This window comes from Zobellella taiwanensis, assembly GCF_003012795.1.
Lineage (GTDB): Bacteria > Pseudomonadota > Gammaproteobacteria > Enterobacterales > Aeromonadaceae > Oceanimonas > Oceanimonas taiwanensis.
The window spans coordinates 38,274-60,274 of record NZ_PXYH01000021.1; the positions used below are offsets into that span (position 1 = coordinate 38,274).

Sequence of the window (22,001 nt, forward strand, 5' to 3'; positions counted from 1 at the left end):
TGCCGCGCCGGGCCCTAAATAACCCTGATCCCGGCCGGAGGTATCCATCATGCTGCGACAACTGCTTATCGTGCTGTTATTGAGCGGCTGTGCCGCGCCCTACGACTATGCCGAACACACCGATTTCGGCCGTTTCACTACCGTTGCCCTGGCGCCGGGCGCGGATCGCCAGTCGCTGGACGGCGCCCGCATCACGGCCGCGGCCCTGGCCCAGCTGCCCGGCCGGGGGTTGAACCCGGCGCCCCCGGCCGGGGCCGAGCTCTGGCTCGACTACCGACTGGAGGAAGAAACCCGGCTGCTCACCACCATGCCGCGCATGCTGGAGCGGCACAATGGCTTTTGGGACGACGAGGAGAGGGTCTATGGCATGGTACGGGAACAAAAATTACGCCTCTGGCTGGCGCTGCCCGACGGCACCGTGGTCTGGCAAAGCCGCCATCCCAGAGCCTTTCCCGCCGAACGGATAAAGGGCGCCGAACGCAGCCGGCGCATTGAACAACAGGTGGCCGAGCTGCTGGCCAACTACCCGCCCCGACCCTGACTCAGGCGCGGGTGACGGTAAAGGCGATCACCTGTTCCAGCCGCTCGGCGCCCTGGGCCAGCATGATCAGCCGGTCTACCCCCAACGCGACCCCGGCGCAATCGGGCAGCCCGGCCTCCAGGGCGGCGAGCAGATATTCGTCCACCGGGCGCTCGGGCAGCCCGCGTCCCCGACGCAGCCGGTTGTCCTGTTCGAAACGGCGTCGCTGCTCGGCGGCATCGCTCAGCTCATGAAACCCGTTGGCCAGCTCGATACCCTTGAAATAAACCTCGAACCGCTCCGCCACCCGCGGATCCTGCGGGCTGAGCCGGGCCAGGGCCGCCTGGCTGGCGGGAAAGTGGTAGACAAAACAGGGCACCGCTTGGCCGACACGCGGCTCGACGCCAAGGGCGAACAGCAACTGCAGCAGGGTGTCCCTGTCTTCCTCCCGGGCAATAAGGTCATCGGCCCCCAAGCCCAGACCGGCCCGGCGCAACTCATCGAGGGACGCGCTCAGCGGGCAGATCCCCAGGGTGGTCGTAAAAGCCTGCTGGTAAGTCAATCGTTCGGGGCTGTCACAATCCAATACCGCCTGCAGCAACTCGGCCATCTCGTCCATCAATTGATGATGATCGAAACCGGGCCGGTACCACTCCAGCATGGTGAACTCGGGATTGTGCAACCGCCCCGACTCCTCGTTGCGATAGGCCTTGCAGATCTGATAGATGGGACCACTGCCGGCGGCCAGCAGCCGCTTCATGTGGAATTCCGGCGAGGTCTGCAGGTAAAGATCCAGCCCCCGTGCCATGCCGGGACCGACAAAGCGGGTGACGAAATTGTCCAAGTGCACGTCGGTCACCCCGGCGGCGGCCAGGGTGGGCGTATCCACTTCCAGCACGTCGCGGGCAGCAAAAAAGGCACGGATCAAGGCCAGCAGCTCGGCACGCCGGCGCAACGCCGGCAGGGTGGCCGTGGGCGGCCAGGCAAGGGTATTCATGGGTGTAGGGCCTAAATAATCCAGTGTAACCTTATTCGTCGCCGGTGGCAGCCCCGGCCGGTCCCTTCAGCTCCAACTGGTTACCCTCGGGGTCGAACAGGTAGATGGAGGGCCCTTCCCCTTCGGCACCGTAACGCAGGGCCGGCGGCTCGCAGATCACCCCGGCCAGGGTGAAGTAGTTGAGCAGGGCATCCGGCTCGAAGGGCTCGATGCGCAGGCAAAAATGATCCATGTTGGCCTTGCACTGATCCGCCGCTTCGCCGTCGCCGCCCAGGGGGCCACGGATATCGACCAGATCGATGAGCTGGGCCCCGGCACGCAGTTGGTAAAGGCCGATGTCGGTTTTCTCCCGCTCCAGGCAGCAGCCCAGGATACGGCAGTAAAAATCCAGCATGCGCTGGGGATTCCTGACCCTCAACACCAGGTGATCCACGCCCAGAACCTTGAACATTGCCCTCTCCCGTCCGCCAGCCTGGTAACAGCATGGCGTAATTTCGAGCAAAATAAAAGGGCGCCGCGGCGCCCTCGGAAGCAGCTCAGGTCAGTCCTCACCCAGGTAGTGATCGTCGCGCTTGACCACGCCCCTGAAGGCGTACCAGGCAAACAGCAGCGCCATGACCAGGTAGCCCATCACATAATCGGGCGCGGCGTAAAAGGCCAGCTTGGGGGCGTGCATCAGGCCCACAAAGGAGAAACCGGCACTGCACAGGGCAAACGCCATGGCCCGCTTGAAGGCGCCGTCGATCACGCAGACGGTGATGGCGCCCAGCATCATGGCGGTGAACATGGCGCCCTGGCCCAGGGGGACTATGCCGTCGGAGATGCGGCTGACCACCTCGCCGGCGGCATTGTTGAACCGGGTCATTACATAGTTGGCGAAATAGGGCAGCATGGCCAGGGCCACCGCCGGATAGTACTTCTTGGCGTTGGTCTGGAAGGCGGTGGACACCATGGACATGCCCACAAACACCAGTATCGGCGCCACCACCGCCACCGGGATCAGCGCCGAAATCACCGCGATCAACCCGAACATGGCCGCCAGCAGGTACACCAGGCCGTTGAGGATGCTGTAGCCGCGACCGGCCCTCATCCATTTGGCTCCTACCGTGGCGATATAAACGGTGGTCGGAAACAGGCCGCCGAACAGGGCGCCGATCATGGTGCCCACGCCATCGACCGCCTGGCATTCGCGCACGTCGTACTTGTCGCCGGCCGCCTCCATCGCTTCCACGTTGTTCATGGTCTCGATGGCGTTATACAGGGTGATGGGCAGCACCACGGTGAGGATACCAATCATGGAGCCAAACAGGTAGCTCATGCCGTCGAAGGCGGCCATGCTGGGCAACACGGGGTAAAAGCCGAAATGGGACAGCCCCTCGGCAATCTTGCCACTGTCGCTTTCCCCCAGCAGGTAGGCCAGCAGGGTGCCGAAGACGATGGCGAACAGGGAAGCCGGCATGCGAAACGGCAGCACCACCCGGCCGACGATACCGATGATGATCACCGCCAGCACGAACAGGCCGACCACCGGCATTTCCAGGGTCTTGAACATCATCTCGCCGGCGATAAAGGTCAGCGCCACCCCGGCCACCGCCCCCAGCATGGCGGCCCGGGGCAGGTTGCGCTGCACCCAGCGGCCGATCACGCTCACCAGCACTTCCAGCAGGCCACTCAGAAAGCAGGCGCCCACCGCGATTTTCCAGGCCAGCTCGGGATCGCCGGTCAGGGTCTTGGCCGGCAGCAACACCCCGAACAGGAACACAAACATCACCGGTGTGCTGATGCCGTAGGACAGGGCGGTCACATCGGTGCGCTGTTCCCGGTGGGCCAGCCGGTTGGCGCTGTAGGCATAATAAAAGTTGCCCACCAGCACGGCGATGGCCGCGCCCGGTATCACCTGGCCAAACACGATATCCTGGGGAAAGCCCATGCCCAGCATGGTAATAGTGATGATGACGAAGTTGGCAACGTTATTCTGGAACAGGGCGAAAAAGGCGTCGGTGTCCTCTTTCTTGTACCAGGGGTAATGGAAGCGGGGCTCGGCCACTGCGGGTTTCTCCTTTAAGTATGGGGCCGCATCGGAAACGATGGGCAAACGATTGCGTGTGCAAGTGCCACCTTCTGGAGGGCGGCTTGAAGCGGCTGATTATAGGCGAAAAAGCATAGTGTAGAAGCCGTTTTCAAACTTCAGGTCAGTTTTTAGGACGCCACGGCCGATAATTTTTGAACCATGAGTCAGGATAGTTGCAAAAAATAATCCTCTGGCTAGAATGATGAAAACCGGGGGCCTAAAAAACCCCCGGTTTTTTTGTGCCTGTCATCTACCGAGGTAACACCATGCGTATCGAAGAAGACTTGAAACTGGGCTTTAGGGATGTGCTGTTTCGCCCCAAGCGCTCCACCCTCAACAGCCGCTCCCAGGTTGAGCTGCACCGGGAGTTCACCTTTAAGCATTCGGGTCGGCGCTGGTCCGGGGTACCGGTTATCGCCGCCAACATGGATACCGTCGGCACCTTCGCCATGGCCCGAGCCCTGGCCCGCCACGATATGCTGACGGCGGTGCACAAGCATTACTCGGTTGATCAATGGCAGGCCTTCGTGGCAGAGGCCGGCGCCGATCTGCTCGGGCACGTTATCGTCTCCACCGGCACCGCCGAGCGGGACTTCGAGAAGCTGCAGCAAATCCTGGCCCTGTCCGGTGAGCTGGGCTTTATCTGCATCGACGTGGCCAATGGCTACAGCGAGCACTTCGCGTCCTTCGTCAGCCGGGTACGCGAGCAGTGCCCCCACCACACCATCATCGCCGGCAACGTGGTGACCGGCGAAATGGTGGAAGAGCTGATCCTGTGCGGCGCCGACATCGTCAAGGTCGGCATAGGCCCGGGCTCGGTATGCACCACCCGGGTCAAGACCGGGGTCGGCTATCCCCAGCTGTCCGCCATTATCGAATGTGCCGACGCCGCCCACGGCCTGGGTGGCCAGATCATCGGCGACGGCGGCTGCACCTGCCCGGGCGACGTGGCCAAGGCCTTTGGCGGCGGTGCCGATTTCGTGATGCTGGGCGGTATGCTGGCAGCCCACGAGGAGTGCGGCGGTGAACTCATCGAGCGGGACGGCCGGCAGTTCATGACGTTCTACGGCATGAGCTCTTCCAGCGCCATGGAAAAGCACGCCGGTGGCGTGGCCAAGTACCGGGCGGCGGAAGGCAAGACAGTAGCGCTGCCCTACCGCGGTCCGGTGGAGGAAACGGTACAGGACATCCTCGGCGGCGTCCGCTCCACCTGCACCTATGTGGGCGCCCAGCGGCTGAAGGAACTGACCAAACGCACCACCTTTATCCGGGTGCGGGAGCAGGAAAACAACGTGTACGGCAAAGAATAAACAAAAACGGCGCCCAGAGGCGCCGTTTTTACATCGGGAACAAGAGCTTACTTCACCCGGGACACGTACTCGCCGGAGCGGGTGTCGACCTTCAGCACTTCGCCGATCTGGATGAACAGGGGCACCCGTACCACGGCGCCGGTGCTCAGGGTGGCGGGCTTGCCGCCGGTGCCGGCGGTGTCGCCCTTCAGGCCCGGATCGGTTTCCACCACTTCCAGCTCCACGAAGTTGGGCGGGGTGACGGAGATGGGAGCGCCGTTCCACAGGGTCAGGATGCAGACGTCCTGCTCCTTCAGCCACAGCTTGGCATCACCCACCGCCTTGTCGTCGGCGGCCAGCTGCTCGAAGGTATCGTTGTTCATGAAGTGATAGAACTCGCCGTCGTTGTACAGGTAGGCCAGTTCCATGTCCATGACGTCCGCCGCTTCCACGGTGTCGCCGGATTTGAAGGTCTTTTCCAGCACCTTGCCGTTGAGCAGGCGGCGGATTTTAACGCGGTTGAAGGCCTGGCCCTTGCCGGGCTTGACGAACTCGTTCTCAATAATGGCGCAGGGTTCGCCGTCCAGCATAATCTTTAGGCCGGAGCGGAATTCGTTGGTACTATAAGAGGCCATTTTACCCTCGTGAATTAGACAGAGTTGCAGAAAATGCCGGCAATGATACCCCTAAACGGGGGCGATTTACATATTAACTGGCAAAAAGAACTTGCCCGCGCCTTTACCACTCCCGACGCCCTGCTCGACTATCTGGGCATAGATCCGGCCCCCTGGCGTCCGGGCTTGGAGGCCCGCCGGCTGTTCCCGATGCGCGTGCCCCGTCCCTTCGCCGACAAGATGCGCCCGGGCGACATTCACGATCCCCTGCTGCGCCAGGTGCTGCCCCTGGGCGAGGAATTCGCCGAAGTGCCCGGCTTCGTCGCCGATCCCCTCGAAGAGCACGACAGCGCCCTGCCCGGCCTGCTGCACAAATACCGCTCCCGGGTGCTGCTGGTGCTGCGCGGCGGTTGCGCGGTCAACTGCCGCTACTGCTTTCGCCGCCACTTTCCCTATGCCGACAACAGCCCGGGACGGGAAGGCTGGCGCGAGGCACTGGACTACATCGCCGCCCACCCCGAAATCAACGAGGTGATCCTCTCCGGCGGCGATCCCCTGATGGCCAAGGACGAGCAGATTGCCACCCTGCTCGATGCCCTGGAAGGCATACCCCACCTGCGTCGGCTACGCATCCACAGCAGGCTGCCGGTCGTGATCCCGGCCCGGCTGACCGGAGCGCTCAAAACCCGCCTGGCCGACAGCCGGCTGCAGCCGGTGCTGGTACTGCACATCAATCACGCCAACGAGGTGGACGATATCCTGGCCGACACGCTGCAGGACTGGCGCCGGGCCGGCATCACCCTGCTCAACCAGAGCGTGCTGCTGGCCGGGATCAACGACGACGCCGAGGTGCTCGAGGCGCTGTCGGAGCGGCTGTTCGAGGCCGGTGTACTGCCCTATTACCTGCACCAGCTCGATCGGGTACAGGGCGCGGCGCACTTTCTGGTCGGCGATGACCGGGCCCGGACGCTCATGGCCCGGCTGCTGGCCCGTCTGCCCGGCTTCCTGGTCCCCCGGCTGGTACGCGAAATCGGCGGCGAAGCCAGCAAAACCCCGTTAGATCTCGGTCTTGAACCCCGTTAAGGAATACAGATGCACGATTCGGTTATCGCCAAGTTGAACGACACCCTGAGGGATCTCTACCACCAGGCCATCGACGCCGACAAAAAGCTCGCCGCCCTGCGCGCCAAGGGCCAGGCCAAGTTCAGCGCCGTACTGCGCGAGGACAGCCAGTTCACCACCCACGCGGATCACTTCCTGCCCTATGTGGCCGAGTTGGCGGAAGAACTGGAACTGCTCGAAATGAGCACGGAACAGGAATACCAGGCTCTGCTGTCGCGCATGGTGCACAAAATCCAGCTGCTGGCATCCACGCTCGGGCAGTTTCTGCGCCTCGACTGACGCCGGTCCTCAATGCGCCGCCAGCCAGGGCGGCACTTCTACCGCCGCCAGCACGCCCCCCAGTTGGCGTCCCTGTAATAGCGGCCGTCCGCCGAGTTCGCGCACAACCTCCAACTCGGCGGGGTTATTCACTCCGCAGCAAATCAGCGGCAGCGACAGCAACCCCGCCAGCTCGAACAGCAGCCGCAGCTGCCGGCGCGCTTCACCTTCCATCGCTATGCCGTTGCAAAAAACCTCGTCCAGCTTGAGCCAGTCCAGCGGCAGGCGGGCCAACTGGCCCCAGACCGAGCAGCCGCTGCCGAAGTCGGCCAGGGCCAGCCGTATCCCCCGCTCGCGAAACGCGTCGAGCAGGGGGCGGGTTTCATGGGGATCGGCCATCACCGTTTCTTCGCTCAGATCCAGTACCAGGGCACCGGCATCCAGCCCGTGGCGCGCCAGCACCGCCAGCAGCAGTTCAAGCACGGTTGCGCGAAACGCCGAGGCCGGCAGAGTCAGGTTGAGGAAGAGGCCGGGCCGGCTCCGACGCCAGTCGTGCAATGCTTCCCCGGCATGATCCAGCAACCACAGCAGCAGCCGTTCGGCCAGCTGGAACTGTTCGGCCACCCGCCACAACTCGCTGTCGCCGATTACCCCAAAGGCGGGATGGCGCCACTGCAGCGTCAACTGCAGGCCAACACAGTGGTCGTCGGCATCAACCAGGGGAAGATAGCCCAGGTTCAGGCTGCCGCTGTCGAGGGCCGCCGGCAGATCCTGCGCTAGTTGCTGGCGGCGGCGGATCTCCTTGAGCAGGGAAGGATCGAAAATCACATAGGGCTGCCGGTCGCGACGGCACAGCGCCAGGGCCAGCTCGCCCCGAGCCAGCAGATCCACCAGATTGTCGGCGTCGGCGGGATAGAGCACGACACCTATCACCGGCTTCATGTAAAAATCGTGGTCCGCTATCGGCTCGACCGCCACCAGTGCCTGCCGTATCCGGGACAGCCTGGCCCGAACTTCCGCCAGCTCCACCACGCCTTCGGCCACCACCACCAGCCCGTCGCCGCCGCAACGGGCAAGGGACTCGCCGGCCTGCAGGCCCTGGCCCAGACGTCCGGCAAAGGCCTGCTGCAGGCGATCGGCCACTTCGAAGCCAAAGCGGTGATGGACCCGGGTCGCATCCTCCAGCTCCAGCAGGATCAGGCTGAACGGAAGCCGGCGCGCCATCAGTTGTTCCAGCCGGCGCTGCAGGGAAAAACGGTTGGGCAGGCCGGTCAGGGGATCGTGCAGCAACTGGTGGCGATAGCCGCGCAGTTCCCGCCACAGCAGCAGCAGCAACAGCAGGGTGCTGCCGCCCAGGCCGCCAATCCGGACGTACAGCTGACGCCCCAACTGGCGGTAGGTCTGATCGTACTCCGCATAGAACATTACGTTGCTGTGCATGGTGGCGGTCAGGGTCCGGGTGAGCGGCTCCAGGTAGGGACTCAGTTCGGCCAGTAGCAGCTGGTAGGCGGGCGAACCGGGCACCAGGACCTTGACCAGGGGCTCCATGGCCCGCACCCGGGTTTCAATCTGCTGGATCAGCAGCCACAGATCGGGGCGCTCGCTCAGGGTGTCCTTGAGCTGGCTGCTGAGCAGAACGGGAGTGCGGCTCCACAGGATATCGTAACGCAGCATCAGTTCGTCATGGCCGATGGCGCCGGCATGCAGTAGCCGCACCGCGTCGAGGAAACGGTTCACCTCCAGTTGCAGCTGCATCAGCGACCAGGGCACTTCGTAGGTACGCCGTTCCAACAGATCGTTGTGCTTGCGGATACCCACCAGGGTATGGGCGGCGCCCAGGCCGAAGGTGAGCATCGCCAGCAACAGGAGCCCGCCCACCACGACCTTGGCCGGATGCAGCCGGCCGGGGGTGGGTCGAAGGGGCGGCCGCCGACGGGGAAGCAGCCTCACCGGGGCTCCGTGAAAACCCGGATTTTGTGCAACTGCCAGACCATATAGTGGCGAAAGTCGGACAACTGGGGCTCGGAAAGCCGTTCAAAGGGCAGCAGCAGCCACAGGGGGCCCTTGTCGCGCCGGCTCATGGTTTTGCCGTTTTCCTGCCAAGCCAGTATGGGCTGATGGGGCGCCAGGGCCGGCCAGTCCACGGCCACGCTATAGCCGTTGAGTCCTTCCAGGTGCAGGGTGGTGATGCGGGCGTGGCCGAACAGGGTCTCCATCAAGAGCGCAAGATCAGGGCCAAGATAACGGTGCGGCTCACGGGCCCAGAGGTGGGCTGTGGTCAACTCCCGCTGTGGCAGGGCCTGCAGTTGTTCCAGGGTGAACTCCAGCTGCTCCAGGCTTTCCCCCTGATGGCGGATATTGCCGGTAATGGTCAGGATCACCGGCGATGCCGCCACAGTTGTCGGCAACAGTATGATCATCAGCAATAGCAGCAGGCCTGCTCGTCCTGTCACAGCGTCTCCCCAACATCGGGCCCGGGCCGGGCACAAAAGGACTCACTCAAACCCATCTTGTTCACAAAACCATGATAACGGAGTTGGCGCGGCAAGCAGAAGCAGTATTTGAAGGCTGGGACGACGAAAACCGGTAGCTGCAACAAAAATCCAGGCCCCGAGCCAGGATGAGTGGCAGAGCAGCTGCAGAGAAAGAGGCCGCCCCCAGGCTACGTGGGCTGCACAACAGGTTACGCACCACTTCCAGGGGAAGTCGTCTTTTTGTTTGAACGTCATTGGATAGCCCGGGCCCTGTGTAGGTAACAGGCAATAAGATGCCTGACCAAACGGATTCCCTGGTTGGACGGAGTTGCCTTGGGCAACCGGTTTTGGAACGGGATTTTATCCCTAGGTTGTATAGCGAGTAGCCCGACATTATCGGTAGGCCTCTTTCATACTCTGAGGCCTTGAGGGAAGGAGTGGCTGGCTTGCCCAGCCACTCCCGGTGTGAACTCCTATTATTTCAAGGAGTTACACAAGGTAACACGACTCTCGTCGCATCACATCATGCCACCCATACCACCCATGCCGCCCATGTCGGGCATGGCCGGAGCGGCTTCCTTCGGCAGCTCGGTCACCATGGCTTCGGTGGTGATCATCAGGCCGGCTACGGAAGCAGCGAACTGCAGCGCGGAGCGGGTGACCTTGGTCGGATCCAGGATACCCATGTCCAGCATGTCGCCGTAGGTGTCGTTGCCGGCGTTGTAACCGAAGTTGCCTTCGCCGTCCTTCACCTTGGACACCACCACAGAGGCTTCTTCGCCGGCGTTGCTGACGATTTGGCGCAGCGGGGCTTCCATGGCGCGCAGGGCCACCTTGATGCCCACGTTCTGATCTTCGTTGTCACCGGTCAGGTTACCCAGCTTGGCAGCGGCACGCACCAGGGCCACACCGCCACCGGGCACCACGCCTTCTTCCACTGCGGCGCGGGTGGCGTGCAGGGCGTCGTCGACACGGGCCTTCTTCTCTTTCATTTCCACTTCGGTGGCGGCACCCACCTTGATCACGGCCACACCGCCGGCCAGCTTGGCCACACGCTCCTGCAGCTTCTCTTTGTCGTAGTCGGAGGTGGACTCTTCGATCTGCTGGCGGATTTGCGCCACGCGGGCGTTGATGGTGTCGGCTTCACCCACGCCATCGATGATGGTGGTGTTGTCCTTGCTGATCACCACGCGCTTGGCACGGCCCAGATCTTCCAGGGTGGCCTTTTCCAGCTCCAGACCCACTTCTTCGGAGATCACGGTACCACCGGTGAGGATGGCGATGTCCTGCAGCATGGCCTTGCGGCGGTCGCCGAAGCCCGGTGCCTTGACGCCGGCCACCTTCACGATGCCGCGCATGTTGTTCACTACCAGGGTAGCCAGGGCTTCGCCTTCCACGTCCTCGGCCACGATCAGCAGCGGCTTGGATTGCTTGGCGACGCCTTCCAGCACCGGCAGCAGTTCGCGGATGTTGGAGATTTTCTTGTCGACCAGCAGGATGAAGGGGTCGTCCAGCTCGACGGTGCCGGTTTCCTGCTTGTTGATGAAGTAGGGAGACAGGTAGCCGCGGTCGAACTGCATGCCTTCCACCACGTCCAGCTCGTCTTCCAGGCCCTGGCCTTCTTCCACGGTGATGACACCGTCGGTGCCCACTTTTTCCATGGCTTCGGCGATCAACTGGCCGACTTTCTCATCGGAGTTGGCGGAGATGGTACCTACCTGGGCGATGGCCTTGGTGTCCTTGCAGGGAACGGACAGGGCCTTCAGCTCTTCCACCGCCTTGATCACGGCCTTGTCGATACCGCGCTTCAGGTCCATGGGGTTCATGCCGGCGGCCACCGCTTTCAGGCCTTCGTTGACGATGGACTGGGCCAGCACGGTGGCGGTGGTGGTGCCGTCACCGGCTTCGTCGTTGGCCTTGGAAGCGACTTCCTTCACCATCTGGGCGCCCATGTTCTCGAACTTGTCTTCCAGCTCGATTTCCTTGGCCACGGACACGCCGTCCTTGGTGATGTTGGGAGCGCCGAAGGATTTGTCCAGCACCACGTTGCGGCCTTTCGGACCCAGGGTCACCTTGACGGCATCGGCCAGGATGTTTACGCCTTTCAGCATTTTTACGCGGGCGTCGTTACCAAATTTTACGTCTTTAGCTGCCATTGTTTATCTTCCTTTAAAGTGGATGAACCGGATTATTCTTCGACGATGGCGAGAATGTCGTTCTCGGCAAGAATGAGTACTTCCTTGCCGTCCAGCTTCTCGGTCTTGACGCCAAAACCTTCGTTGAAGATGACCTTGTCACCGACCTTGACGGACATGGCTTTTACTTCACCGTTGTCCAGGACGCGGCCATTACCTACCGCCAGTACCTCACCACGGGTGGATTTTTCGGCGGCGGACCCGGTCAGAACGATGCCTCCGGCAGATTTTGACTCGGCTTCAATACGTTTGATAATGACGCGATCGTGCAATGGACGAATGTTCATCGATAACTCTCCTGATGAGTGTTGTTACCTTGTGAGATAAACGGCCAAAGGCCGCAAACCGTTCCGTTGACCTTCTATATGGGAGCGCTTTCAGCGCCTTCAAGGGCAAAACACAAAAATTTTTTAAGTCGCCCGGGCCGGCGGCGTTATCATAGCCCTCGCCTCCACCCGCCCCAGCGTCAAGGTATTCTCAGTGGCAAGACCGAATTCCCTGCTCACCGCCCCCATAGGACCGCAACTGGCGCGCATGACGGGCCCCATGGCGCTCGGCATCGTCGCCATCCAGGCCTTCAACCTGGTGGACACCTTCTTTATCGGCCTGCTGGGCACCGACGCCCTGGCCGCGGTCAGCTTCACCTTTCCGGTGACCTTCGTGGTGATCTCCCTGGCCATGGGGCTGGGTGCCGGCCTGTCGGCCAGCCTGGGCCAGGCCCTGGGCGCCGGCCGCCAGCAGCAGGCGGCCCGTTTTACCAGCGACAGCCTGCTGCTGGCGCTGGTCCTGGTCTGCCTGCTGGCGGCGCTCGGTGTCGCAACCCTGGAACCGCTGTTTCGTCTGCTGGGAGCCGACCCTACCCTGTTGCCACTGATCCGCGACTATATGCTGATCTGGTATCTGGCGGCCCCCATGCTGATCCTGCCGATCGTGGGCAACGCCGCCATCCGCGCCACCGGCGATACCCGGACCCCCAGCCTGGTCATGGCGGTAGCCGGTCTGGCCAACGGCATTCTGGACCCCCTGCTGATCTTCGGCCTGGGACCCGTTCCAGCCCTGGGAATCCGGGGGGCGGCGCTGGCCTCGGCCTGCTCCTGGCTGCTCGCCATGGTGCTCGGCCTTTACCTGCTGCGTCGCCGGGAGCGGCTGCTGTGCTGGCCGCCCTCCCCCTGGCCTGTGCTGCAGAGCCATTGGCAACAACTGCTGCATGTGGCCATTCCCGCCTCCTGCACCAGCATGCTCAACCCCATTGCCACCGCCCTGCTGATGTTGCTGCTGGCGCGTTTTGGCACCGAAACCGTGGCCGCCTTCGGCGCCGCCTCTCGCATAGAGGCCCTGGTGCTGATCGTGATGATGGCGCTCAGTTCGGTACTGGCGCCCTTTATTTCCCAGAACACCGGCGCCGGCCTGCATGAACGCAGCCGCCATGGCCTGCTGCTGGCGATGCGCTTCGCCATCCTGTTTCAATTGGGGGTGTTCGCCTTACTGTGGTGGCTGGCACCGACCATCGCCGACGCCTTCACCGACAGCCCGGCGGTGGCGGAGCAATTGACGTTCTACCTCAGACTGGTGCCGGCCAGCTATGGCCTGCAGGGATGCTTCATGCTGCTGGGGGCGGCCCTGAACGGCCTGCGGGTGTCGGTGATTTCACTGCTGCTCAACGGCTTTCGGCTGTTCGGCCTGCTGCTGCCGCTGGCCTGGCTGGGGGCCGATCTGGCCGGTGCCCGGGGTATTTTCACCGGTATACTGCTGGCCAACCTGCTGGCCGGGCTTGTGGCCTGCCTGTTTGCCTGGTGGCGTTTTCCGTGGAAGATTCGCCACCCGCTGAGTTGACGGGGACTGGGGACTGGGGACTGGGGACTGGGGACTGGGGACTGGGGACTGGGGACTGGGGACTGGGGAAATTAAACTCAGATCTGTGCCAGATCACAATCAAGTTATTTGGCCGCGCATTGCGCGCGGCCTCCCAAACAACACCACTTAAGGCTTCCAGCTTCAAGCTCCCGAAGGGGCCGGTTATTTGTCGTCCTTGCGCTCGGCTTCGCCTTCAAAGGTCACGCCTTTTCTGTCCTGCTCGCCATCGTTCACCCGGGTTTCAGCGTGGTAGTAATATTCGGCGCTGAAGGTATGCCCCTTGTCACCGCGTACATGGGTCCGGCTCAGGAAGCGTTCGGCCAGGGCATGGCGCACCGGCGGCAACAGCAACAGTATCCCCGCAAAGTCGGTGACGAATCCGGGCAACAGCAGCAAGACCCCGCTCAGCGCCAGCATCATGCCCGACACCATTTCCCTCGCCGGGGTCTCGCCCCGGTTGATTTTGGTCTGGGCCGCCATCAGGGTCTGCAAGCCCTGAATGCGCACCAAGCTAATGCCGGCAATGGCGGTCAGCAGGATCAGGGCAATGGTGCTCCAGGCCCCGATGGCCGCTCCCACTTCGATAAATACAAAAATTTCCAGCAGGCCGGCGCCGATAAACAGTAACAATACCTTACCCACAATCACCTCTTGTCGCCGCTGTCGGCATAGAATAGGGTCGAACCATTAAAATGGGGACGGCGACCGCTCATTTCAAATACCGTCCATCGGTCGACCTTAACCCGGAGGCACCGGCATGAAAAGCGGCCGGCAACACGGCATTGCCGCTTTATGACCCAGGTCAAGGGCTGGCGCCCGCCCGGGAGTATGATGCGGGCAGCCACAATATCCAGGAGGCACGGCTTATCATGGTACGCATTTTTATCGTCCTCTCGGCCCTGGCCATGGTGCTGTCGGCGGTCCTGCTCGGCCCGAACCGCAACCCCGGTCCCACGGCGGGCGATTTTCTGCCGGTAGAGCAGGCTTTCGTGCTCGACAGCGAACACCATGGCGATGAACTGAGAATCCGTATCCACGTCGCCCCCGGCCACTATCTTTACCGCCACAGCATCACCGCCGCCGGCCAGGAGGTCAGCCTGGGCGAGTGGCATCTGCCCGAAGGAGAACCCTACCAGGATGAATACTTCGGTCAGAGCCAGGTATACCGGGAGCGGCTGGAGTTGCAACTGCCCCTGCATGCTGCCGGCCCCGGGGCCCAGGTTGAACTGCGCTACCAGGGCTGTACTACTGGGTTGTGCTATCCGCCCCAGACGGTACTGCTGCCGATCGCTTACTCCAGCAGGTAGTCGACGCTGGTCACCACCCTCACCTGCTTGATCTCGGGGGTATAGCTGTCGAGATCGGTCACCGAAAAATATCCCTGCTGGGCCGAGCGGATGCCTCCCACCTCGGCGTCGGCATCCTTGGCAAACTGGCGGGCCGCCTCCCGGGCGTTGGCGGTAGCTTCGGCGATCATGGCCGGCTTGATATCGTTGAGGCCGGTGAACACATACTGGATCTTGTGTTCATAACTCTGGGTCAGCAGCACGCCCTGGCTGACCAGTTCGGCCGAGGCCGGCAGGCTCTGCTTGACCAGGTCGACCCGGTTGCTGCGCACCAGCACCACGGCATCGGCCCGGTAGCGCTGGGGCGGACGCGGCTCGGCAAACTGGCTGGCCCACACATCCTGCACCACGGGCGCGGCAATGCTCAGTTCACCGGGCTCGAAGCCCGCGTTGCCGAGAAAGCGGGTGATCTTGCCCCTGTCTTCGTCGATGGCGTCATAAAGGCCGGCCAGGCTGTCTGCGGTCACCGAAAAGCTGATTGGCCACAACACCAGATCCGCCTGTACCTGGCGCTCGGCCAGGCCCTTGACCGCCACCACCCGGTCCGCCTGCTTCCACAACTGGACCGCGTCCCGTAGATGACTCCCGCCCCAGACAAGGCCCAGGGCGATCAACCCGCCGAGCAGCGCTGCGGCGCTCCTGTCGTTTCCATGCATAATGAACCTCGCTATGATGACGCTTTCCCTCCGGTGAGTGTAATGGATCCCATGACCGACGAAAGCCCAACCTGGTTTGTCTACCTGCTGCGCTGCCGGGATCGGAGCCTGTATGCGGGGATCAGCCGGGATCCGGAGCGTCGCTGCCGGGAGCACAACGAGCACCAGCGGCTGGCCTCGCGCTATGTCTGGTCGCGCCGCCCCGCCGAACTGGTCTGGCGCCTGCCGGTGGCGGACAAGTCCACCGCCCTGCGGCTGGAATACCGGCTCAAACGACTCGACAAGCAACAAAAGGAGCAATTGCTGCTCGAAGCGGAAGGCTGGCAGCGCTGGCTCTGATGGGTCACAAGCAAGAAAAAGGCGCCGTATGGCGCCTTTCTCGTTATTCCTGGGTCTCGCCCTCGGGCTGTTCGGCCCGTTCGATGTCCAGCAGTTCCACCTCGAAAATCAGTACGGCGTTACCGGGAATGGTACCGGCACCGGATTCGCCGTAGGCCAGTTCGGCAGGGATAAAGAACTTGAATTTGGAGCCCACCGGCATCAGTTGCACACCTTCGGTCCAGCCCGGGATCACCTGGTTGAGCGGGAAGCTGGCGGGTTCGCCGCGCTCGACCGAACTGTCGAACTGGGTGCCGTCCACCAGGGTGCCGGTGTAATGCACTGTCACCACATCTTCCGCCGCCGGCTTGTCGCCTTCACCTTCGCTCAGCACCTCGTACTGCAGGCCGGATTCGGTGACCTGTACCCCTTCCCGTTTGGCATTTTCCGCCAGGAAGGCCTGGCCTTCTTCCAGGGTGGCCGCCGCCTGCTCCTTGGCCTGGCTTTCAATCAGCCCGTTGATATGCTCGTCGTAGGCCATGAGGGCGTTCTGCACTTCCTCGTCGGTCATCTGGCCGCCTTCGGTAAAGCCGTCCTTCACACCGCGCAGGATAACGTCGTTGTTCAGGGTAACGCCCAGTTCCTGTTGTTTTTCCAGGGTGGAGCCGATGTAGCGGCCCATCGACAGTCCGATGGCGTAGGCGGATTTCTCCTCGAAACTTTCCAGTGCCGGTGCTGCCTCGGCCGCCGGGGCGGGAGCCGCCGCCTGCTCTTCCTTACAACCACTCAGGGCCACCGCCACGGCGGACGCCAGCAAGCCGACTTGCAACAGTTTTTTCATTATCAACTCCAGATCAGGGGAAAAACCCCAAGGAAAATGAGATGCTTATAGTCCAGGACCTATACTAACGTTTCAACTTGCCGATGCGAAAGCCCAAACGGACAAAAATGCTGCCCCCTCGCCTGTTCACTGCGCTGTGCGTCACATTCCTGCTGCTGAGCGGCTGCGACGGCGGCTCCCGGCCGCTGGCCAGGCAGGCTTTTACCGAAGGCACTGTGCTGGCGACCGAAACCACCGCCGACGCCGGACATGTGCTGGTGTCGACCGGCCCCGGGCCGGTGCGGGTCTGGCGCCGGGGCGAGGCCGAACCCCGCTATCACTGGTATCAGGGCGAGTCCACCGATGACATCCTGTTGCTGGCCAGCTCGCCGGGCAGCGACGTGGCGGCCACCGCCACCACCGATACCCTGGCGCTGTGGTCCCTCGACGATGGCCGCAACCTGGGTTTTTACCGTCTCGAACAGACCCTGCGGGCCCTGGCCCTGGAGGATGGCGGACGCGGCCTGCTGCTCGGCTACCAGAGCGGCGAAGTGGAATACGTGGATCTGACCAGCGGGCGCCGGCTGCGCTTTCTTGGCCATCAGGACAGGATCAACGCCGTGGATCTGTCGGCCAATGGCCGCTACGCCCTGAGCGCCAGCCACGACGGCGAGGTGATCTTCTGGCAAACCGATAACGCCGCCATCCTGGCCCGCTGGCGGCACGAGCACAGCGCCAGCCTGGTCCGCCTCGATCCGCAGGGCGGCTACGCCTTCAGTGCCGATGCCCAGGGCAGCGGCGATATCCGCCGCCTGCCGGGGGGCGAACGCCAGGCCCGGCTGCACTCCGCCCACCGGGGGCAAACCTTTGTCAGTGCCCGCCTGGACGTCACCGGCAACCGCCTGCTCACCGGCGGCACCGCCCGCCGGCTGGATCTGTGGCAACTGGACGACGGCCGCCTGCTGAACAGCTGGCAGGTGGGACTGCACACCCGGCTCAGGCCCGCCAGTGCCATGGTATATAGTGTGGCCTTTATCGACTCCCGCCAGGCCTACAGCGTCAGCTCTGCCGGCCTGGGGGAAACCTGGCCACTTAACCACAGAGACGACGACAATGAATGACGCCTTGCTGCAACGGCTGGAACAACTGGAAACCCGCCTGGCTTTCCAGGATGACACCATAGAGCAGCTCAACCAGGAAATCACCGCCCAGGGCGGAGAAATCGCCCGCCTGAAACTGCAGCTCGGCCTGCTGAGCCAAAAATTCAAGGAGCTGCAGCCCGGCCAGCTCGCCAGCCAGGCGGAGGAAACCCCGCCACCCCATTACTGAGCCGAACCGCGTTTCAAACAACAAAAAAGGCGCCGCAGCGCCTTTATCCCGGAGTTTCCGTCACACTCAGTGGTGGTGGCCGCAGCAACCGCCTTCGTGGTGGTGATCGTGGTCATGGTCGTGCTCACCGTGCACATGGCCGTGGGCCAGCTCTTCCTCGGTGGCGGCGCGCACTTCGCGCACCACGCCCTTGAAGCTCAGGGTCATGCCCGCCAGCGGATGGTTGCCGTCCACCTTCACGTACTCCTCCGCCACCTCGACAATGGTTACCGGACGGTGACCGTCATCGGTTTCGGCCACGAAGGTGTCGCCTTCGGACACTTCCATGCCGTCGAACATCTCGCCGGGCACCGACTGCACCAGGCTTTCGTCATATTCGCCATAGGCCTGTTCCGGCGTCAGGGTTACTTCGAAGTCCTCACCGGCCAGCTTGTTCTCCAGCACCGTTTCCAGCCCGGCCACCAGGTAGCCGGTACCGTGCAGGTACTGCAGAGGCTGCTTGCCCTCGGTGGAATCCAGCACTTCGCCACTGGCATTGGCAACGGTGAAATCCAGCGTTACCACGGTATTGGGAGATACTTTCATGGGAATAGGGTCCTGCTCGTGAATGTGGCCACTAGCATACATGATGGTCAGAACGGAAGAAATGCGAAGGCCGAGAATCTTGCCCCACGGCAGGGCAATAAAAGATGGCCCCGCAGGGCCATTGGCTGGCAGAAATCAAGATAGCACAGGGAATAGATCACTTGCTCTGCCAGCGCCAAGTCTAGCCCAGCCCCGGTCCGGAAGAAAGGGGGCTGCCGGCGACTGGCCAAAGAGCGAGCAGTCTTTACTCGGGCTTGAACAGACCAATGACTCCAGCACCGGCCACCTCGCTGACCTCGGCCTTGGTCTGGCTCTGGCTGTGGCCGCACTGCACGCACTCGACCTTCTCGACACCATGCTCCAGATACAGCATCATGGTGTCCATCGCCTTACACTGGGGGCAAACGGCTCCGGCGATAAAACGCTTTTTACGACGGGTTTCCATGGTTCATACATCCTGAAAGCAACCTTGGTTCCGGATTCTCCGCCAAAATCGAACCGACTACAATGACCACTCACGCCCATTACAGCATTCACTACCAGGCATTGCGCCTGTCCCACCTACAGCCAGGCCGGCGTCAGCGCCACTTCAAGGGACGCCTGCTGCTGGTGCACCAGGGCTCGGGCCTGGTACAGCTTGGCCGCCAGTCCTTTCCGCTGGCCAGCGGCGAAGGCGCCTTCCTGCCCGCCGACACCCTGTTCGCCTGGCACGGCTTTGCCGGCACCCGGTTGAGCCAAGTCGACTTTTCGCCTCGCCTGTCCCAGCCCGGGCAGGCCGGCCGCTTTCAGCCTTCTCCCTTGCTGGCAGCCATTGCCGGCAAACTGGCCGACTGGCAGGATCAGCCGGACTGGCAAGGCCCCTACGGCCGGCTGTGCCGGGCCCTGTACGACGAACTGCAGGCCCAGGCGCTGCTACCCTTCGATGCCCTCGACCCCTTGATGGCCAGCATGGTGGCCGAGCCGTCCGGTTTTGCCCTCGAGCCCGGACAGCAGGAAGCATTTCGCCACCGCTTCGGCTGCGATGCCGACAGCTGGCGCCGCCAGGCCACCCTGCTGCAACTGCTGCGGGAACTGCCCAGGAGTTCGGACTGGGAAGGCCTGCTGGCCCGCCACGGCTTCGCCTCCCTGCCCCAGTTCGAGCAGGATTGCCGCCATTGGCTGGGCGCCCCCTGTCATCCGGGAGCCAAAACCGGCTAAAATACGCTTTTTGCCGAATGCCGGACCCCTATGATCACCCTCAGCCAGATTGAATTGCTCCGGGGCGGCCGCCCCCTGTTGAAAGATGCCAGCGCCACCATTCACGGCGGCCAGAAGGTCGGCCTGGTGGGCAAGAACGGCTGCGGCAAGTCCAGCCTGTTCGCCCTGCTCAAGGGCGAGCTCGGCATCGACAGCGGCCAGTTTGCCCTGCCCGCCGACTGGCAGCTGGCCAGCGTGGCCCAGGAAACCCCGGCGCTGGATTGCTCGGCGCTCGACTACGTGATCGACGGCGACCGGGAATACCGCCGCCTGTGCCGGGAGCTGGAACAGGCCGAGGCCCGCCACGACGGCATCGCCATCGCCGAGCTGCACGGCAAACTCGACACCCACGGCGGCTACCATATCCACGCCCGCGCCGCCGGCCTGCTGCACGGCCTAGGCTTTGACAACGCCGCCCAGTCCCGCCCGGTGAGCGCCTTTTCCGGCGGCTGGCGCATGCGCCTCAACCTGGCCCAGGCGCTGATCTGCCGATCCGACCTGCTGCTGCTCGACGAGCCCACCAACCACCTCGACCTGGACGCGGTGATCTGGCTGGAACGCTGGCTGAAAAGCTACCCGGGCACCCTGATCCTGATCTCCCACGACCGGGATTTCCTCGACGCCGTGGTCGACCGCATCATCCATATCGAGAACAGCCGGCTCAACGAATACACCGGCAACTACTCGGACTTCGAACGCATGCGCGCCGAGCTGCTGGCATTGCAGCAGTCCATGTTTGAAAAGCAGCAGCGCGCGCTCAGCCACATGCAGAGCTATGTGGATCGCTTCCGCTACAAGGCCAGCAAGGCCAAGCAGGCCCAGAGCCGGCTCAAGGCGATGGAAAAAATGGAGCGCATCCTGCCCGCCCACGTGGACTCGCCGTTCAGCTTCCACTTCCGCCCGCCGGCCAGCCTGCCGGTGCCGCTGATCGCCATGGAAAAACTGGCCGCCGGCTACGGTGGCCAGGCGGTGCTGTCGGAGATCAAGCTCAACCTGGTGCCCGGCTCGCGCATCGGCCTGCTGGGGCGCAACGGCGCCGGCAAGTCCACTTTTATCAAACTGCTGGCAGGCGAGCTGACGCCGCTCTCGGGCAAGCTGGAGGCGAGCCGGGGCGTGGCGCTCGGCTACTTTGCCCAGCATCAGCTGGAGAGCCTGCACCCGGAGGAGTCGCCGCTGACCCACCTGACCCGGCTCGATCCCAGAGCCAGCGAGCAGAGCCTGCGCGACTACCTGGGCGGCTTCGACTTTGGCGGCGACAAGGTGAAGGAGCCGGTCGGCCCCTTCTCCGGCGGCGAAAAGGCCCGGCTGGTGCTGGCGCTCATCGTCTACCAGAAACCCAACCTGCTGCTGCTGGACGAGCCCACCAACCACCTGGATCTGGACATGCGCGAGGCGCTCACCCTGGCGCTGCAGGAATTCGAGGGAGCCATGGTGATCGTGTCCCACGACCGCCACCTGCTGCGCGCCACCACCGATGAATTCTACCTGGTGGACGGCGGCCGGGTGCAGCCCTTCGACGGCGATCTGGACGACTACCACCAGTGGCTGGTGGAGCAGGACAAGGCCGAACAGCCGGAGCAACAGGCCCCGGCCGGCGACAACTCCGCCCAGGGGCGCAAGGCGGAAAAGCGTCGCCAGGCCGAGCTGCGCCAGCAGACCCAGCCCCTGCGCAAGGCCATCGCCAAACTGGAACAACAGATGGAGCGCTGCCAGCAACAACTGGCCGGGATCGAGCAGCAACTGGCGGATCCGGATATTTACGCGGCCGAACACAAGACCCGGCTGCAGCAACTGCTGAAGGAGCAAAGTCCCCTGCAGCAACAACTGGCCGAGGCCGAGGCCGAATGGCTGGCGCTGCAGGAGCAGTTGGAAGAGCTGGAGCAGTCATGATCGGCGCCGACGAGCTCTGGCAGTTCGGCGAGCAGCACTACGCCCGCCCCGGGGTGGCCGCCGCCTGCCTGGCATTGCAGGACGAGCACGGCGCCAACGTCAATCTGCTGTTGCTGCTATTGCTGCTGGAAGAACTGGGGCTGACCACAGAGCCGGGGCATTTCCTGCCGCTGCTCGAAGCCCGCCGGGGCCTGTTCGAGCACTGGCGGCAACTGCGGCGCTGGCTCAAGACGAGGCTCGACGAAGACGACTACGGCCAGTTGCTGCAACACGAGCTGGAGCTGGAGCGCTGGCAGCAGCAGGAGCTGCTCGCCGTGCTCGAGCGCCACCCGCCCGCGCCCGGCAGCGGCGCCCTGCTGGCTTATCTCCACCTGCTGCGGGTCGCCGACGCGCCCCTGTGGCAGCTCAAACTCGCCGGTTAACCACG

25 protein-coding genes are annotated in these 22,001 nt (G+C 63.3%); 12 read left to right on the plus strand and 13 right to left on the minus strand.

Annotation, left to right across the window (positions count from 1 at the left end; all coding sequences use genetic code 11):
- Nucleotides 1–49: 49 nt before the first annotated feature.
- The gene (locus C7I36_RS13760; protein WP_106454272.1) at nucleotides 50–541 is read left to right on the plus strand and encodes a DUF4136 domain-containing protein; all 492 of its coding nucleotides are present in this window, start codon (nucleotides 50–52) and stop codon (nucleotides 539–541) included.
- A 1-nt stretch (nucleotide 542) separates the two neighbouring features.
- Here the strand turns inward: C7I36_RS13760 and epmA are convergent, their stop codons facing one another.
- The 3 genes from epmA to C7I36_RS13775 form a co-directional block, all read right to left on the minus strand.
- Nucleotides 543–1,517, minus strand: a complete 975-nt coding sequence (epmA, locus tag C7I36_RS13765) for an elongation factor P--(R)-beta-lysine ligase (protein ID WP_106454273.1) — start codon at nucleotides 1,515–1,517, stop codon at nucleotides 543–545.
- Between the two features lie 31 nt (nucleotides 1,518–1,548).
- A complete protein-coding gene (locus tag C7I36_RS13770) occupies nucleotides 1,549–1,968 on the minus strand; it encodes a VOC family protein (RefSeq protein WP_106454274.1) in 420 nt (139 codons plus the stop codon).
- Nucleotides 1,969–2,058: 90 nt separating this feature from the next.
- Nucleotides 2,059–3,564 carry a uracil permease gene (locus C7I36_RS13775; RefSeq protein WP_106454275.1) on the minus strand — a complete coding sequence of 502 codons (1,506 nt, stop codon included), beginning with the start codon at nucleotides 3,562–3,564 and terminating at the stop codon, nucleotides 2,059–2,061.
- Between the two features lie 290 nt (nucleotides 3,565–3,854).
- Between C7I36_RS13775 and C7I36_RS13780 the strand changes: the two genes are divergently transcribed.
- Nucleotides 3,855–4,898, plus strand: a complete 1,044-nt coding sequence (locus tag C7I36_RS13780; RefSeq protein WP_106454276.1) for a GMP reductase — start codon at nucleotides 3,855–3,857, stop codon at nucleotides 4,896–4,898.
- A 47-nt stretch (nucleotides 4,899–4,945) separates the two neighbouring features.
- Here the strand turns inward: C7I36_RS13780 and efp are convergent, their stop codons facing one another.
- Nucleotides 4,946–5,512, minus strand: a complete 567-nt coding sequence (gene efp, locus C7I36_RS13785; RefSeq protein ID WP_106454277.1) for an elongation factor P — start codon at nucleotides 5,510–5,512, stop codon at nucleotides 4,946–4,948.
- Nucleotides 5,513–5,554: 42 nt separating this feature from the next.
- On the opposite strand from efp, the gene epmB reads away from it, so the two are divergent.
- Nucleotides 5,555–6,574: an EF-P beta-lysylation protein EpmB gene (gene epmB, locus C7I36_RS13790; protein ID WP_219899660.1), complete on the plus strand. Its 1,020-nt coding sequence runs from the start codon at nucleotides 5,555–5,557 to the stop codon at nucleotides 6,572–6,574.
- Nucleotides 6,575–6,583: 9 nt separating this feature from the next.
- Entirely contained in the window at nucleotides 6,584–6,892 is a 309-nt protein-coding gene (locus tag C7I36_RS13795) for a hypothetical protein (protein ID WP_106454279.1), read from the plus strand.
- A gap of 9 nt (nucleotides 6,893–6,901) precedes the next feature.
- Here C7I36_RS13795 and C7I36_RS13800 read toward each other — a convergent pair whose 3' ends face one another.
- From C7I36_RS13800 to C7I36_RS13815, 4 genes are all read right to left on the minus strand, one after another.
- Nucleotides 6,902–8,821, minus strand: coding sequence for an EAL domain-containing protein (locus tag C7I36_RS13800; RefSeq protein WP_245880123.1), 1,920 nt, complete (start codon nucleotides 8,819–8,821; stop codon nucleotides 6,902–6,904).
- The gene (locus C7I36_RS13805) at nucleotides 8,818–9,324 is read right to left on the minus strand and encodes a putative pterin-binding protein (protein ID WP_245880124.1); all 507 of its coding nucleotides are present in this window, start codon (nucleotides 9,322–9,324) and stop codon (nucleotides 8,818–8,820) included. Before C7I36_RS13805 ends, C7I36_RS13800 begins: the two co-directional genes overlap by 4 nt.
- Before the next feature lie 539 nt (nucleotides 9,325–9,863).
- Entirely contained in the window at nucleotides 9,864–11,501 is a 1,638-nt protein-coding gene (gene groL / locus C7I36_RS13810) for a chaperonin GroEL (protein WP_106454281.1), read from the minus strand.
- A gap of 32 nt (nucleotides 11,502–11,533) precedes the next feature.
- Nucleotides 11,534–11,827: a co-chaperone GroES gene (locus tag C7I36_RS13815; RefSeq protein ID WP_106454282.1), complete on the minus strand. Its 294-nt coding sequence runs from the start codon at nucleotides 11,825–11,827 to the stop codon at nucleotides 11,534–11,536.
- 193 nt (nucleotides 11,828–12,020) lie between these two features.
- Here C7I36_RS13815 and C7I36_RS13820 point away from each other — a divergent pair, with 193 nt between their 5' ends.
- A complete protein-coding gene (locus C7I36_RS13820; RefSeq protein WP_483887918.1) occupies nucleotides 12,021–13,373 on the plus strand; it encodes an MATE family efflux transporter in 1,353 nt (450 codons plus the stop codon).
- 183 nt (nucleotides 13,374–13,556) lie between these two features.
- Here C7I36_RS13820 and C7I36_RS13825 read toward each other — a convergent pair whose 3' ends face one another.
- Nucleotides 13,557–14,036: an FxsA family protein gene (locus C7I36_RS13825; protein WP_245880125.1), complete on the minus strand. Its 480-nt coding sequence runs from the start codon at nucleotides 14,034–14,036 to the stop codon at nucleotides 13,557–13,559.
- 227 nt (nucleotides 14,037–14,263) lie between these two features.
- On the opposite strand from C7I36_RS13825, the gene C7I36_RS13830 reads away from it, so the two are divergent.
- The gene (locus C7I36_RS13830) at nucleotides 14,264–14,701 is read left to right on the plus strand and encodes a protein-disulfide reductase DsbD domain-containing protein (protein WP_106454285.1); all 438 of its coding nucleotides are present in this window, start codon (nucleotides 14,264–14,266) and stop codon (nucleotides 14,699–14,701) included.
- Here the strand turns inward: C7I36_RS13830 and C7I36_RS13835 are convergent.
- On the minus strand, nucleotides 14,686–15,396 hold the full coding sequence (locus C7I36_RS13835; protein WP_106454286.1) for an SIMPL domain-containing protein: 711 nt from the start codon (nucleotides 15,394–15,396) through the stop codon (nucleotides 14,686–14,688). The genes C7I36_RS13830 and C7I36_RS13835 overlap by 16 nt on opposite strands.
- Nucleotides 15,397–15,438: 42 nt before the next feature.
- On the opposite strand from C7I36_RS13835, the gene C7I36_RS13840 reads away from it, so the two are divergent.
- The gene (locus tag C7I36_RS13840) at nucleotides 15,439–15,735 is read left to right on the plus strand and encodes a GIY-YIG nuclease family protein (RefSeq protein WP_245880126.1); all 297 of its coding nucleotides are present in this window, start codon (nucleotides 15,439–15,441) and stop codon (nucleotides 15,733–15,735) included.
- A 43-nt stretch (nucleotides 15,736–15,778) separates the two neighbouring features.
- Here C7I36_RS13840 and fkpA read toward each other — a convergent pair whose 3' ends face one another.
- A complete protein-coding gene (gene fkpA, locus C7I36_RS13845) occupies nucleotides 15,779–16,555 on the minus strand; it encodes an FKBP-type peptidyl-prolyl cis-trans isomerase (protein ID WP_106454287.1) in 777 nt (258 codons plus the stop codon).
- Between the two features lie 107 nt (nucleotides 16,556–16,662).
- Between fkpA and C7I36_RS13850 the strand changes: the two genes are divergently transcribed.
- Nucleotides 16,663–17,655 carry a WD40 repeat domain-containing protein gene (locus tag C7I36_RS13850; RefSeq protein WP_245880127.1) on the plus strand — a complete coding sequence of 331 codons (993 nt, stop codon included), beginning with the start codon at nucleotides 16,663–16,665 and terminating at the stop codon, nucleotides 17,653–17,655.
- Nucleotides 17,648–17,863: a SlyX family protein gene (locus C7I36_RS13855; RefSeq protein WP_106454288.1), complete on the plus strand. Its 216-nt coding sequence runs from the start codon at nucleotides 17,648–17,650 to the stop codon at nucleotides 17,861–17,863. Before C7I36_RS13850 ends, C7I36_RS13855 begins: the two co-directional genes overlap by 8 nt.
- A gap of 66 nt (nucleotides 17,864–17,929) precedes the next feature.
- Here the strand turns inward: C7I36_RS13855 and slyD are convergent, their stop codons facing one another.
- Together slyD and C7I36_RS13865 are read right to left on the minus strand one after the other, a co-directional pair.
- A complete protein-coding gene (gene slyD / locus C7I36_RS13860) occupies nucleotides 17,930–18,448 on the minus strand; it encodes a peptidylprolyl isomerase (protein WP_106454289.1) in 519 nt (172 codons plus the stop codon).
- A gap of 244 nt (nucleotides 18,449–18,692) precedes the next feature.
- Nucleotides 18,693–18,893: a YheV family putative zinc ribbon protein gene (locus tag C7I36_RS13865; RefSeq protein ID WP_106454290.1), complete on the minus strand. Its 201-nt coding sequence runs from the start codon at nucleotides 18,891–18,893 to the stop codon at nucleotides 18,693–18,695.
- A 62-nt stretch (nucleotides 18,894–18,955) separates the two neighbouring features.
- On the opposite strand from C7I36_RS13865, the gene C7I36_RS13870 reads away from it, so the two are divergent.
- The 3 genes from C7I36_RS13870 to C7I36_RS13880 are packed head-to-tail and all read left to right on the plus strand — an operon-like array spanning nucleotide 18,956 to nucleotide 21,996.
- Entirely contained in the window at nucleotides 18,956–19,645 is a 690-nt protein-coding gene (locus C7I36_RS13870) for a hypothetical protein (RefSeq protein ID WP_106454291.1), read from the plus strand.
- A 30-nt stretch (nucleotides 19,646–19,675) separates the two neighbouring features.
- Complete coding sequence (locus C7I36_RS13875; RefSeq protein ID WP_106454292.1) at nucleotides 19,676–21,574, plus strand: ABC transporter ATP-binding protein; 1,899 nt, start codon at nucleotides 19,676–19,678, stop codon at nucleotides 21,572–21,574.
- A complete protein-coding gene (locus tag C7I36_RS13880) occupies nucleotides 21,571–21,996 on the plus strand; it encodes a TIGR02444 family protein (RefSeq protein WP_106454293.1) in 426 nt (141 codons plus the stop codon). Before C7I36_RS13875 ends, C7I36_RS13880 begins: the two co-directional genes overlap by 4 nt.
- Nucleotides 21,997–22,001 lie beyond the last annotated feature (5 nt).